Raw genomic sequence first — 13,158 nt, forward strand, 5'->3', positions numbered from 1 at the left:
GAGCAGCGGGTGATGGGGGATGACCATGTTCGAACGCAAGCGCAAGCCCGGGAGCCGGGCCGCTGAGGCCCTGCGGCTGGTCTCGGTGAGCAAGGTGTACGGGACCGGGGACGGCGCCGTGACCGCCCTGGACGGGGTGACCCTGAGCCTGCCGACGGGCAGCTTCACCGCCGTCATGGGCCCGTCCGGTTCCGGGAAATCCACGCTGCTCCAGTGCGCGGCGGGCCTGGACCGCCCCGACCGGGGCCAGGTCGTCGTGGACGGCGAGGAGATGAGCGGCGGCGGCGAGGCTGCGCTCACCAGGTTCCGGCGGGAGCGGATCGGCTTCGTCTTCCAGCAGTACAACCTGCTGCCCACCCTGACCGTCGAGGAGAACACCGCACTGCCGCTCAGGCTCGCCGGCCGCAGGGCCGACCGGGAGAACATCCGCGCGGTCCTCACCCGGGTCGGGCTCGGCGAACGCCTCGGCCACCTCCCCGACCAGCTCTCCGGCGGGCAGCGCCAGCGGGTCGCGATCGCCCGCGCCCTGGTCACCCGGCCCGGCGTGATCTTCGCCGACGAGCCGACCGGGGCCCTGGACACCCGCAGCGCACGCGAGGTGCTGGGCCTGCTGAAGGAGACCGTCCGCCTGCACGGCAGCACCGTCGTGCTGGTCACCCACGACCCGGTGGCCGCCTCCTACGCCGACTCGGTGCTCTTCCTCGCCGACGGCCGGCTGGCCGGACACCTCTCCGCCCCCACCGCCGAGGCCGTCGCCGAACGCATGACGCACCTCGGGGGCCGCGTGGCCGGACGGCACGCGGACAACGGCCCCCTGATGGAGGTGTGAGCCATGCTGTTCCTGGCCATGCGCTCGGTCCGCAAGCGCCCGGGGCGCTTCCTGGCGACCCTGCTCTCGGCGTTCCTCGGCGCCGTGATCATCATGACGTTCGGCTCCCTGCACGACACGGCGGCGGCGCCCGGCGTCGACGAGGTCAGCGCCGAATCGATGACCCTCTCCGCGAGCGTCGTCGGCGGATACGGCTCCCTGCTGGTCTTCTTCGCCATCGCCTCCACCCTCACCGTGGCCGTCCGCCAGCGCGCCGAGGAGATCCGTCTGCTGCGCTGCACCGGAGCCACCCCCGCTCAGATCACGCGCATGGTCGTCGGCGAGGCCGCCGTCGTGGCGCTGGCCGGCGCGGCGCTCGCCGTCGGGCCCGCCGTGCTCGGCGGCCGGCTGCTGCTCGGCCTGTTCCGGGACAGCGGCCAGGTCGCCGCGACCGTCGCCCCGGCGTTCGGCGCGATGGCCCTCGGTTCGGGCTTCGGCGTCGCGCTCCTCGCCTCCGTGGGCGCCGCGTTCCTCGCCGTACGCCGCGCCACCAGGGCCGCCGCCGGAGCCCGTGGCCCCGCACGGCGCAGGGGCCGCACCTGGGCGGGCTGCGCCGCACTGGTGGCCGGCACCGGGGGAGTGCTGACCACGTACGCCGTCGACCCGGCCGACGAGATGCTGATGGCCTTCCCCGCCTACGGGGCCATCCTGCTCTCCGTCGGCTTCGCGGTCCTCGCCCCGGCCCTGCTCGGCAGGATCCTGGAGCTGCTGCGGGGGCCCCTCGACGCGCTGGGCGGTGCGGGCGGCTATCTGAGCACGCGCCATCTGCGCCGGCGCGGTGCGGAACTGGCCGGGGTGCTCATGCCGATGATCATCTTCACGGGCATGGCCACCGCGACCCTCTACATCCAGGGCGTCGAGAGCGACTGGGTCACCAGGTCGGGTCTGGACAGGACCGTCGAGGACAAGAACCTGGAGACCCTCAACCTGGTCGTCGTCGGCATCATCGTCGTCTTCTCCTGCATCATGCTCGTCAACAGCCTGTACGCGGCCACCTCCTACCGCCGCCGCGAGTTCGGCCAGCAGCGCCTGGCGGGGGCGACACCGGGTCAGGTCCTGGGCGTGGTCGGCCGGGAGGCGGTCGTCCTCACCCTGACGGGCCTGGTCCTGGGCACCGCGGCGGGGATGGCGGGGATCATCCCCTTCACGATGGTCCGCACCGACCAGGTCCTGCCCGACCAGGGCCCGGGCACCTGGCTGGCCGTCATGACCGTCGCCGCGGTGGCCACCCTCGGCACGAGCCTCGGGACGGCGCGCAGGGCGCTGAGCACGCCGGCGATCGACGCGGTGACGGTGGCGGCGTGAGCCGGAGCCGTCCCACCGCGGTGCGCTCAGACGGGTTTCTCCCAGACCGACACATGGCGCCCGCTCTCGTTCGTGAACGGTGACCGGTCCCAGTCCTCCCACCGCTCCCGCAGCCGCAGGCCCGCGAGCCGGGCCATCAGGTCGAGTTCGGCCGGCCACACGTACCGGAAAGGGATCGACCGGAACGAACCACGGCCGTCCTCGACCTCGACGTAGTTCGAGCTCATGGCCTGGGTGGCGACGTCGTACGCGTCGAACGCCCAGTGCGTCGAGGTCGCCCTGAACGGTACGAGGCGCTGCCCGGCCGGAAGCTTCCGAAGCTCGGGCACCGCCACCTCGACGACGAAGCAGCCGCCGGGGGCGAGGTGTCCGGCGACGTTGCGGAAGCAGTCCACCTGGGCGTCCTGCGTCGTCAGGTTCATGATCGTGTTGAAGACCAGGTAGGCGAGGGAGAAGTCACCGTCCGCCTTCGTCGTGGCGAAGTCCCCGATGCTGACACCGATGTCCTCGGCGCCCCCGCCCGGCTTGGCGCGCAGCCGGGCCACCATCGCCCGCGAGAGGTCGATCCCGTGGACCCGCACCCCGCGCGCCGCGAGCGGCAGCGCGATGCGGCCCGTACCGATGCCCAGTTCCAGGGCGCGGCCGTCCCCCGCCAGGCCGGCCAGGAAGCCGACGGCCGGGTCCACCGCCGCCGGGGCGAACATCTCGCCCGACGACTCGTCGTACCTTGCCGCGACCCGTTCCCCGAAGTAGCCGCCGTCGTTCGTCATGGGCAGGACCGTAGTGCCGGCGGGCCGGACGCGCCCGGGGTTTTTCGCGTGGATCCCGCCCGCCCCGCACCCGCCTTCGCCGTGATCCGGTCCTGTTGCCAAACGGAACGCTGTTCCGTATCGTCGATGTCGAACGTTGTTCCGTTTATGCGTCTGCGCAGCCCGACGCCCGTGCAGGGCAGGGTCAAGGGGCGAGGAGTCCTCATGAAGTACCGCACGCTGGGCCGGACCGGCATCAAGGTCAGCCCGTACTGTCTGGGCGCGATGATGTTCGGCGCCATCGGGAATCCCGATCACGACGACTCGGTCCGCATCATCCACAAGGCGCTCGACTCGGGCATCAACTTCGTCGACACCGCCGACGCCTACTCGCGAGGCGAGTCGGAGGAGATCGTCGGGAAGGCGCTCAAGGGCGGCCGCCGCGACGGTGTCGTGCTGGCCACCAAGGCCCACCTCCCGATGGGCGACGACCCCAACCAGCGGGGCAACTCGCGGCGTTGGCTGATCCGTGCGCTGGAGGACTCGCTGCGCCGCCTGGGCACCGACCACGTCGACCTGTTCCAGGTGCACCGGCCCGATCCGGACACCGACGTGGAGGAGACGCTCTCCGCGCTCACCGACCTCGTGCGGGCCGGGAAGGTCCGTCACATCGGGACCTCCACGTTCCCCGCCTCGGACATCGTCGAGGCGCAGTGGGTCTCGGAGCGGCGGGGCCTTGCGCGGTTCCGCACCGAGCAGCCGCCGTACTCGATCCTGAACCGGGGCATCGAGCGCGAGGTCCTGCCCGCCTGCGAGCGGTACGGCATGGGCGCCCTGGTCTGGAGCCCCCTCGCGGGCGGCATGCTCACCGGCCGCTACCGCAAGGGGGTGACGGCCGACACCCACCGGGCGGGCTTCGGATTCACGCACATGCGTGACGAGCGCCGGCTCGATGTGGTCGAGCAGCTGATCCCCGTCGCGCAGGACGCCGGGATGTCGCTGACGCACCTGGCGACGGCCTTCGCGATCGCCCACCCGGCCGTCACCTCCGCGATCATCGGCCCGCGCACCATGGGCCACCTCGACGACCTCCTCGCGGGCGCGGAGACCACCCTGGACGACGAGACCCTCGACCGGATCGACGCCATCGTGCCGCCCGGCACCGACATCGGGAGCCTCGACACGGCCTACGACCCGCCGGCCGTCCGAGTGGCCCGCCTGCGCCGCCGACTGCCCGACGAGCGCTCCGCCGCCTGACCCGGAAGGACCGGCCGGTCCGGCCGCGACGCACCTGCTGCCGGACCGAGGAGGGGGCGCCCTCGGCGGCGTACACCTCCGGCACATCCGTGCGAGCGCTCACCGGTCCTGGCGGACTGTGCGCGTGGCGGCGCGGCGCGGGGGTGTACGCCGGGACGTACCGGGACAATGGCGCACGCGCCATCCAGAGGCGCCCGAGCGCTCCCCGGCCCTCATGACCCGCTCGACGGCGGACGTGGGCACGGGCAGGCGGCAGATCAAGGAGGACCCGTGGTGGATGTCCCGGTGGACCAACTGACCGGTGCGGTCGACGGTGTGCGTACGCGGGCCCGTGGGCAGCTCCTCGACGCCGGCCTGGAGCTGTTCGGGGTGTACGGCTACGCCCAGACGTCGGAGTACGCCCTGTGCACGACGGCCGGGGTGTCGGAGGAGGTGTTCCGGGAGGAATTCGGCACCCGGGAAGGCCTGTTGATGGCCCTGCACAACCAGATCACGACGGCCGGCCTGCGGGCCTCCGAAGTGGCCCTGCTCTCCGAGGGGATGGACGACTGCCCGCTGGAGCAGCGCTTCCGTCGGCTCTTCGACGCGTACGTGTCGGCGGTGACCCGGGACCTGCGCGAGGCGCGGGTGACCTTCGTCGAGGTGCTGGGCGTGAGCCCGGCGGTCGACGCGCACTGCAAGCGGTGGCGCGATCTGTGGACCGACTTCCTGACCGGCGAGGCCGAACGGGCCGCGGTGCGCGGTGAGGTGGAGGAGCGGGACCACCGGGTCGTCGTGATGGTGATGGTGGGTACGGTCCACGAGCTCATGGCCCACCACGCCCGCCGCCCGCGCAGGGCCCGGCCCGACGAGGTGTCGGAGGAGCTGACGAAGCTGGGGCTCGCCATGCTCGGGGTGGAGATGGCGGGCTGAGGCGCGCCGTCCCCGGTGTGATCAGAGCCGTATGTCCGCCGCTATCGGCAGGTGGTCGCTCCCGGTGGCCGGCAGCGTCCGGAGGCGGCTGACCGTCGCCGAGCGGGTGAGGACCTGGTCGATCCGGGCCACCGGGAGCTTCGCGGGCCAGCTGAACGCGAAGCCGGGGCCCGGGGAGCCCATCAGCGAGCTGACCGGCTCCAGACCGCGGTCGTCCAGCGTGCTGTTGAGGTCCCCGAGGAGGATCACCCGGTCCAGGGGCTCGGCGGCGATGGCCTCGCCCAGGAGCGCGGCGCTCTCGTCCCGCCGCCCCGAGGTCAGCCCGGTCGCGGGGCCGATCCGCACCGAGGGCAGGTGGGCGACGTACACGGCGACCTCGCCCTTCGGTGTACGGGCGGCCGCGCGCAGCCCGCGGTCCCAGCCCTCCCCGACGCCCTTCGGCCTGATGTCCACCAGGCGTACGCCGGTGAGCGGGTACTTCGACCAGAGGCCGACCGTGCCCCGCGTGGCGTGGTGGGGGTAGTCCGCGGCAAGGGCCGCCTCGAAGGCGGGCAGGGCCGGAGCCGTCAGCTCCTCCAGCGCGATGAGGCCGGCACCGGTGGCGGCCAACGCCCGTGCGGTGCCGTCCGGTTCGGGGTTCACATCGCTGACGTTGTGCTGGACCACGGTGAACGTGGTGTCCGGCGCCCGGTCCCCGGTGAACAGCAGGCCCCCGAACAGCGCGGACCAGACGACCGCGGGCAGCAGCAGAACGGCCGTCGCCAGGAGCGAGCGGCGCAGGAGCGCCGGGACCAGCAGGGCGGGGACGGCCAGGCCGAGCCAGGGGAGGAAGGTCTCCAGCAGACTGCCCACCCGGCCGGGGGTGTTGGGGACCAGGCCGGGGAAGAGCAGCAGGACGGCCGCCAGGAGGCCGAGCAGGGCGGTCACGCGGCCCCGCCGCCAGCTCCAGCCCGGCGCCCGCCCGGCCTTTTTCCTCGTCACAGGGTCCCTTCCGTCGTGCCGGCCGTGTCGCGGGTGCCTGGATCAGGCCGTCGCGAGGGCTCCCGCGTACGGGCCGCCCACGCCCCAGGCCTGGTGCATCGCGTCGGCGAAGGCCCCGGCCAGCTTGTGTTCGCCGGTGGGGCCGGGGTGGGTGCCGTCGTAGGTGTCCGTGTGGATGTCGTACCCCGTGGGGTGCGAGGCCAGCAGGACCGGGGACGCGGGGGCGTCCACGTCGGCGACGGCCTTGGCGAGCAGGGTGTTGAAGCGGTCGCACTCGGCGGCGAAGGGGGCGTCGGACTCCGCCCGGATGTTGGGTATGACCGGGAGAAGCACCAGCCTGATCCGCGGGTTCGCGGCGCGGGCCGCAGTGATGAACGCCCGTGCGTTCGCAGCGGTCTGCGTGCTGTCCGTGTAGAAGCCGAGGTCTATCAGGCCGAGCGAGACCAGCAGGACGTCGGCGCGCGCCGAGGCGACCGCGTCCGCGACGACCGGGGCCATGTGGAGCCAGCCCTCGCCCCAGCCCGCCAGGTGCCGGCGCGCGGGCGCGGGGAAGGACGCGTCTCCGTAGGCGTGGGAGAGCGGGGCGTTCGCCTCGGTGTCGTACAACGCGGTGCGCGGGCCCGTGATCGCGTACCCGCCGTCGCCCAGGGTCGCCTCCAGGTGCTGCCACATGCGGTAGCGCCAGGTGAAGTCGCCGGAACGCCCGATGGTCATGGAGTCGCCGACGAAGAGAAAACGCATGGCGACATCATGGCTGATCACTGCTCCGGCCTGCGACGTGACGGTGGACACTTGTGCCATGAGACCGCTGCTGACCGCCGCCGCTGCCGCCCTCCTGTTCCTGACGGGGGCGGTGCCCGCCGTCGCGGACGACGGGGACCAGGCGGACCGGAGCTTCACGATCGAGGACCCCCGGATCACCGAGTCCAGCGGCCTCGCCGCCAGCCGGCTCCACCCCGGGGTCTACTGGACGCACAACGACAGCGACGACGGGCCGTACGTCTACGCCGTCGACTCCCGGACCGGGAAGACCGTGGCGACGATCACCATGAAGGGCGTGGGGGAGCCCCGCGACGTGGAGGCCATCTCGCTCGGCCCCGACGGGAACCTCTACGTCGGAGACATCGGCGACAACCTCGACGGCACCTGGGACCACGTCTGGATCTACCGCTTCCCCGAGCCGAAGACGCTCGCCGACGCCACGGTCCGGGCCACGCAGTTCGACGTGACGTACGCCGACGGGGCGCGCAACGCCGAGGCGATGATGGTCCACCCCACGACGGGCCGGGTGTACATCGCCTCGAAGCGGGAGGGCGGCGGCGGGCTCTACGAGGGCCCGGAGAAGCTGACGGCCGGCGGGGCCAACGTGTTCCGGCGCGTCGGCGAGGTGCCGTGGGTGACCGACGGGGCGTTCTCCCCGGACGGCAAGGAGCTGGTGCTGCGCTCGTACTTCAGCGCCCGGCGCTACGCCTTCGAGGGCGGCCGGCTCGGCGAGGACCACGCGGTGAGCGCGCCGCTCCAGGGACAGTCCGAGTCGGTGACGTACACGGCGGACGGCTCGGCGATGATGTTCGGCTCCGAGGGGAAGAACAGCGAGGTGGCGCGCGTGGAGGTGGAGGGCGGCGGCAGCAAGGCGCCCTCCCCGAGCGGCGGGGGCGGCGGGACGACGTCCGGGGACGACGGGGACGACGGCGTCCCGTCGAAGGGCACCGCGACGGGCGGCGCCGTGGCCGTCGTCGTCGTCGTGCTGGCCCTGATCGCGGCCAAGCGCCGCCGCGGGTAGCGCGTGCCGTCCCCGGCCGGGACGGCACGGTCCGCTCAGACGTCGTCGGTGATCGGACGCAGCTCGTAGTGGAGCGTGCGGTCACGCTTCAGCCGGTGGACGAGGGGGACGGCCACCCCGTGGAGCGCCGGGTACTTCCGGGAGAGCGTCCGGGCGGCGTGCGTGTTCTCCTTCGAATCCTGCGGCAGGAGCCGCGCCCACGCCTTCGTCGGCGGTCCCGTCGGTGCGCCCCGCACGGTGCACGGCGCGATCTCCACCACCGGGTGGTTACGCATCCGGTCGACCTTCCAGGCCGAGGAGAACGTACGGATGTAGGCGTGATCGCCCTCGACCGCGATGCTGACGGGGGTGTGGGCCGATGATCCGTCCGGCCTGCGGCTGCTGAGCAGGACGGTGTACTGCTTCACATAAGGCTCTAGCTCACGGATCGTCTCCATATATCCCATGGTGCATGAAAAGGGGGCGAATCGGACTTCGGCTGGGTCCGGGAAGTGCCGTCCGGCCCGCGTAGGCTCCGTCCCATGCAGGCCGAGCCCTTCTCCACCGCCCGTCTCGACGCACTCCCGCTCGATGTCGCCCACGCGGACGAGATGGCCGCGGTCCTCCTCGACCCCGCGCTGCACACCTGGACCGGTGGCGCACCGGAGGACGCGGGCGCCCTACGGGCCCGTTACGCACGCTGGAGCGCCGGTTCGCCCGACCCCGCCGAACTCTGGTGGAACTGGGTGCTCCGGGTGCGTACCGACGGATGCCTGGCCGGTTACGTCCAGGCCACCGTGCGCGGGGAGCGGGCCGAGGTGGCCTGGGTGGTCGGGACCCGCCGCCAGGGCCGGGGCTACGCCAAGGAGGCGGCGGCCGGCCTGGTCCGTCATCTGCTGGGCCGGGCCGCCGTCCGTACCGTCGTCGCCCACATCCACCCGGACCACGCCGCGTCCGCCGCCGTGGCCTCGGCCGCGGGGCTGCGGCCGGTGGACGAGTGGCAGGACGGCGAGGTGCGGTGGCGGCGGGACGCGGCCCCGGAGGCCGCGCCGGGGCGGGCGGCGGACACCGGGCGGGGCTGAGCGCCGCACCGGGCCGATCACGCCCGCCTCCGATCACGCCCGCCTCCGATCACGCCTGCCTCCGATCACGCCTGCCTCCGGCCACGCCTGTCTCTGATCGCGCCTGTCTTTGGTCACGACATGGCCGGAATTGTCTTATACGGTCGTAAGGCGCGGTGTGTGGACACTGCGGCTCCTGCCGAGCGACCGACGGAGGCCCGGGGTGGGCGATCTGGGGAGGCTGGAAGCCCTGCGGCTCGCGGGGCTCACAGCGGCGGCCGACCCGGGCATGGACCGGTTCGCGAGGCTGGTCGCCCGGTTCCTCCGGGTGCCCGTCTCGCTGGTCTCGCTGCTGGAGACCGACCGGCAGGTCTTCCCCGGCATGGTCGGACTCGCCGAGCCCTGGGCGGCGCGGCGCGAGACGCCGCTGAGCCACTCGTTCTGCCAGCACGTCGTCATCGACCGCCGGCCGCTGGTCCTGGAGGACACCCGGGTGCACCAGCGCACCTGCGCCAGCCTGGCCATCCCCGACCTCCAGGTCATCGCGTACGCCGGAATGCCGCTCACCGACGCCGACGGACACGTCCTCGGGTCGCTCTGCGCCATCGATCACAAGCCCCGGAAGTGGACCGCGGAGGAGCTGCAGGACCTCGGAGACCTCACCGCCGCCTGCTCGGTGGAACTGCAGTTGCGGATCGCGACCGAGCGGATCCGGGAGGACCGCGACCACGCCGAACTGCTGCTGCGCGCCTCCGTGGAGCTGGGTCACTCCCACGACCTGGCGGACCTCGTCCGACGTTTGCGCCGCATGTTCGACGGCCCCATCGAGCCGTCCTTCGTGGGTCTGCTGCTCGCGGACGCCCGGGGCCTCTGGCGGGTGATCGACCCCGAGGACGTACGGCCGGTGGAGACCGCCATCGACCGCCTCGACCTGGACGCAGGCTTCCCCAGCACACAGGCCGTCCGCGAACAGCGCACCGTCTTCGTCCCGGACCACGACGCGCTCGTGGCCGGCTTCAGCCCCGAGGCCGTCGCCGGGTACGACGCGCTGGGGCTGCGCTCGGTGCTCTGCGTCCCGCTGCCCCGCGGCCGTGGCGTGCTGATGTGGTGCTGGCCCGACCCCCACGTCCTGTCGGTGACGGAGGAGGCCGCTCTCACCGCGGTCGCCGGGTACGTCAGCCAGGCCGTGGACCGCACCCTGTTCGTCGAGACCCGGCTCAGCACCGCCGAACAGCTCCAGGCCGCGATGCTGACCGACCTCCCCACCGTGCCCGGCCTGGACATGTCCGCCCTGTACCTGCCGGCCACCGACCAGGACATGGTGGGCGGCGACTGGTACGACGCCTACCTCCTGCCGCGGCTCCCGGACGCGTCGCAGCGCGCGCTGATGCTGTCCATCGGCGACATCATCGGGCACGACGTGCAGGCCGCGGTCGTGATGGGCCAGGTCCGCAGCATGCTCCGGCAGGCCACCCTCGGCCACCCCGCGCACTCACCCGCCGGCGCGCTGGACGCGGTCGACAGGGCCTTCGACGTGCTGCCCCTCGGGCCCGGCGCCACCGCCGTCCACGCCCGCCTCGACCCCGACGGCGACCGGTGGCGTCTGACCTGGTCCAACGCCGGGCACCCGCCGCCCCTGCTGCGTACGCCCGACGGACGCGTCTCGGCCCTCGACGCGCACGACCTGCTGCTGCTCGGCGCCGCCGACGGCCTCGACCGCCACGACACGACCCGCGAACTGCCCCACGGCAGCGTGCTCCTGCTGTACACCGACGGGCTGGTCGAACGCCGGGACAACGACATCGACGCGAGCATCGAGCAGACGGCGGCCACCCTGTCCGCGTACGGCGACCAGCCCCTGCCGCAGCTCCTGGAGGCGCTCTCCCACGGGCTGGTGGACGCTCCGCAACGCGACGACGTGGCCGTGCTCGTCGTCCGCGTCAGTGGCGGGTACGGGGCTCAGGATGCCGGGTAGGACCCGACCGACCCGTCGATGAGCTCGCGGACGATGTCCATGTGACCGGCGTGCCGCAGGACGTCCTCGATCATGTGGATGAGCACCCAGCGCATCGAGACGGTCCTCCCGTTCCAGGAGGTCCCGGTGGTGTCCAGGTCCGTCTCGGCTATGGACATGTCGGCTGCGGCGCGGGCGCGCGCGTAGAACGCGAGGATCCGTTCGGTCGTCTCGTCCGGGGCGATCGTCATGTCGTCGGCCGACGTGTCGAACCAGAAGTCCTCGGTCTCCCGCCCGAACGTGGCGCAGAACCAGCCGTACTCGACGGTGGCCAGATGCTTGACCAGGCCCAGCAGATTCGTCCCCGTCGGCGTCATGGGGCGGCGCAGCTGCTCGTCGTCCAGCCCTTCGAGCTTCCACAGCACCACGTCCCGGTGCCGGTCGAGGCTCGCGTGCAGGGATTCCTTCTCGCCGCCGGTGAACGGCACGGTCCTGGGCGGCTTGTGCGGCGTCGTCGTCATACCGGGGAAGCTAGCAGCCGGCACCGACAGCGGAACTGCTGGAAGCCGGTCAGGCGTCGCCGCCCGCGGTGCCGGTCAGGAGCGCGCTCGCGACGACGTCGAAGAGGTGGTCCGCGCGGGGCGCGAGCGCGGGCTGGTCGCCGAGCCAGGCCAGCGCCGCCACCAGCGCGAACACATCGGTGCCGTCGACGTCGGTCCGCGCCGTGCCCGCCTCCTGGGCGCGGACGAGGAGCCGTGCGCCGGCCGCGCGCAGGGCGACGCACGACGCGTGCAGCGCGGACTCGGTGTCGTCGATGGCGGCCGCCATCAGCACGGTCACGCCCCGGTACTCCGTCGTCCACGTGACGCAGTCCCGCAGCCACGACACCAGGGCCTCGGCGGGCGCGTCCGACGTCTCGAGTGCGGCTGCCCGGGCCGTCATCTCGTCGAAGCTCGTACGGAGCAGGGCGTCGAGCAGCGCCTCACGTGTCGGGAAGTGGCGCAGCAGCGTCGCGAGTCCGACGTCGGCACGGCGTGCGATGTCGCGCAGCGACACCTCGACGCCCTGCTCGGCGAGGGCGGTGCCCGCCACGGCGAGCAGGTGGTCGCGGTTCTTCCTGGCGTCGGCGCGCATCTCTTCCCCTTGACTATCTGGATCAGTGATCCGTATATTCGGATCAGTGGTTCATTTATGTGGATCGCTGATCCGGATGAGTCTATCCCGCAGTGCGGGCAGGAGAGAACGATGCCGACAGACACGATGAGGGCGATCCGGCTGCACGAGCACGGCGGCCCCGAGGTCCTGCGTCAGGACGAGGTGCCGATTCCGGTGCCGGGACCGGGCGAGGTACTCGTCCGCGTGCACGCGGCCGGCATCAATCCCCCCGACTGGTACCTCCGCGACGGGATGAGCAACCTCCCTCCGGAGACCAGGCCGAAGTTCAGCCTGCCCGTGATCCCGGGGACGGACGTGTCGGGCGTGGTCGAGGCCGTCGCCCCGGACGTGGACGGGTTCGCCGTCGGCGACGAGGTCTTCGGGCTCCTGCGGTTCCCCAGCTTCGAGGGCGCCGGGTACGCCGAGTACGTGGCCGCGCGGGCGTCGGACCTCGCGCACAAGCCGACCGGTATCGATCATGTGCACGCCGCCGGGGCGCCCATGGCCGGGCTGACGGCGTGGCAGTTCCTGATCGAGCTCGGACACGACCACCCCTCGCCCTTCCAGGCGGCGCGGCACCGCCCGGTGCCCCTCGGCCCCGGCACGACGGTCCTCGTCAACGGCGCCGCGGGCGGCGTGGGCCACTTCGCCGTACAGCTGGCGAAGTGGAAGGGCGCGCAGGTCGTCGCCGTGGCGTCGGGCGGGCACGAACGGTTCCTGCGGGACCTCGGCGCCGACGAGTTCATCGACTACACCACGAGCCGTCCCGAGGAGCTCGTGCACGGCGCCGACCTCGTCCTCGACGCCGTCGGCGGCCCCCGCAGCAGCCGTTTCCTGCGCACGCTCAAGCGCGGCGGCTCCCTGTTCCCCGTGTTCTTCGGCGAGTTCGACGAGGAGGAGACCGCGAAGCTGGGTGTCACCGTCACGGGCACCCAGGTCCGCTCGAACGGTGCTCAGCTGGCCGAGCTGGGCCGCCTGCTCGACACGGGCGCGGTCCGCGTCGCGATCGACAGCACGTTCCCGCTCGCGGACGCCCGGGCCGCGCACGAACGGGCCGCCGAGGGACACATCCAGGGCAAGATCGTGCTCACCGCCGCCTGAGGCCCCCCGGCCCCCGGCCCCCGGAACGAAGGGGGGCCCTACGACGCGGACGG

The 13,158-nt window shown here is 72.8% G+C and carries 14 protein-coding genes; 8 read left to right on the forward strand and 6 right to left on the reverse strand.

Going from position 1 to position 13,158, the window contains the following annotated elements:
- Positions 1-19: 19 nt before the first annotated feature.
- Together JKV81_RS09250 and JKV81_RS09255 are read left to right on the forward strand one after the other, a co-directional pair.
- Positions 20-829, forward strand: a complete 810-nt coding sequence (locus JKV81_RS09250; protein ID WP_129264953.1) for an ABC transporter ATP-binding protein — start codon at positions 20-22, stop codon at positions 827-829.
- Between the two features lie 3 nt (positions 830-832).
- Positions 833-2,173, forward strand: coding sequence for an FtsX-like permease family protein (locus JKV81_RS09255; RefSeq protein ID WP_202075363.1), 1,341 nt, complete (start codon positions 833-835; stop codon positions 2,171-2,173).
- 26 nt (positions 2,174-2,199) lie between these two features.
- Here JKV81_RS09255 and JKV81_RS09260 read toward each other — a convergent pair whose 3' ends face one another.
- Positions 2,200-2,943, reverse strand: coding sequence for a class I SAM-dependent DNA methyltransferase (locus JKV81_RS09260; protein WP_129264955.1), 744 nt, complete (start codon positions 2,941-2,943; stop codon positions 2,200-2,202).
- 204 nt (positions 2,944-3,147) lie between these two features.
- Here JKV81_RS09260 and JKV81_RS09265 point away from each other — a divergent pair, with 204 nt between their 5' ends.
- Together JKV81_RS09265 and JKV81_RS09270 are read left to right on the forward strand one after the other, a co-directional pair.
- Positions 3,148-4,179: an aldo/keto reductase gene (locus tag JKV81_RS09265; RefSeq protein ID WP_129264956.1), complete on the forward strand. Its 1,032-nt coding sequence runs from the start codon at positions 3,148-3,150 to the stop codon at positions 4,177-4,179.
- A gap of 270 nt (positions 4,180-4,449) precedes the next feature.
- On the forward strand, positions 4,450-5,091 hold the full coding sequence (locus tag JKV81_RS09270; protein ID WP_124274122.1) for a TetR/AcrR family transcriptional regulator: 642 nt from the start codon (positions 4,450-4,452) through the stop codon (positions 5,089-5,091).
- Positions 5,092-5,112: 21 nt separating this feature from the next.
- Here the strand turns inward: JKV81_RS09270 and JKV81_RS09275 are convergent, their stop codons facing one another.
- Both JKV81_RS09275 and JKV81_RS09280 read right to left on the reverse strand, forming a co-directional pair.
- Positions 5,113-6,072, reverse strand: a complete 960-nt coding sequence (locus JKV81_RS09275; RefSeq protein ID WP_307820507.1) for an endonuclease/exonuclease/phosphatase family protein — start codon at positions 6,070-6,072, stop codon at positions 5,113-5,115.
- Positions 6,073-6,114: 42 nt separating this feature from the next.
- Positions 6,115-6,873, reverse strand: a complete 759-nt coding sequence (locus tag JKV81_RS09280; RefSeq protein ID WP_236055929.1) for a GDSL-type esterase/lipase family protein — start codon at positions 6,871-6,873, stop codon at positions 6,115-6,117.
- On the opposite strand from JKV81_RS09280, the gene JKV81_RS09285 reads away from it, so the two are divergent.
- A complete protein-coding gene (locus JKV81_RS09285) occupies positions 6,872-7,855 on the forward strand; it encodes a WD40 repeat domain-containing protein (protein ID WP_129264958.1) in 984 nt (327 codons plus the stop codon). The genes JKV81_RS09280 and JKV81_RS09285 overlap by 2 nt on opposite strands.
- A 35-nt stretch (positions 7,856-7,890) precedes the next feature.
- Here JKV81_RS09285 and JKV81_RS09290 read toward each other — a convergent pair whose 3' ends face one another.
- Positions 7,891-8,292 carry a PPOX class F420-dependent oxidoreductase gene (locus JKV81_RS09290; protein ID WP_124274125.1) on the reverse strand — a complete coding sequence of 134 codons (402 nt, stop codon included), beginning with the start codon at positions 8,290-8,292 and terminating at the stop codon, positions 7,891-7,893.
- A gap of 84 nt (positions 8,293-8,376) precedes the next feature.
- Here JKV81_RS09290 and JKV81_RS09295 point away from each other — a divergent pair, with 84 nt between their 5' ends.
- A complete protein-coding gene (locus JKV81_RS09295; RefSeq protein WP_129264959.1) occupies positions 8,377-8,916 on the forward strand; it encodes a GNAT family N-acetyltransferase in 540 nt (179 codons plus the stop codon).
- A 202-nt stretch (positions 8,917-9,118) separates the two neighbouring features.
- Positions 9,119-10,870 (forward strand): GAF domain-containing SpoIIE family protein phosphatase, encoded by a 1,752-nt coding sequence (locus tag JKV81_RS09300; protein ID WP_129264960.1) that lies wholly within the window; start codon positions 9,119-9,121, stop codon positions 10,868-10,870.
- Here JKV81_RS09300 and JKV81_RS09305 read toward each other — a convergent pair.
- Together JKV81_RS09305 and JKV81_RS09310 are read right to left on the reverse strand one after the other, a co-directional pair.
- Positions 10,855-11,370 (reverse strand): DinB family protein, encoded by a 516-nt coding sequence (locus tag JKV81_RS09305; RefSeq protein ID WP_129264961.1) that lies wholly within the window; start codon positions 11,368-11,370, stop codon positions 10,855-10,857. The genes JKV81_RS09300 and JKV81_RS09305 overlap by 16 nt on opposite strands.
- A gap of 49 nt (positions 11,371-11,419) precedes the next feature.
- Positions 11,420-11,983, reverse strand: a complete 564-nt coding sequence (locus tag JKV81_RS09310) for a TetR/AcrR family transcriptional regulator (RefSeq protein ID WP_129264962.1) — start codon at positions 11,981-11,983, stop codon at positions 11,420-11,422.
- Between the two features lie 111 nt (positions 11,984-12,094).
- Here JKV81_RS09310 and JKV81_RS09315 point away from each other — a divergent pair, with 111 nt between their 5' ends.
- On the forward strand, positions 12,095-13,105 hold the full coding sequence (locus tag JKV81_RS09315; RefSeq protein ID WP_202075364.1) for an NADP-dependent oxidoreductase: 1,011 nt from the start codon (positions 12,095-12,097) through the stop codon (positions 13,103-13,105).
- Positions 13,106-13,158: the final 53 nt, after the last annotated feature.

Origin of the sequence: Streptomyces silvae (genome assembly GCF_016745505.1) — a bacterium.
In the GTDB taxonomy this organism is placed as follows: Bacteria; Actinomycetota; Actinomycetes; order Streptomycetales; family Streptomycetaceae; genus Streptomyces; species Streptomyces silvae.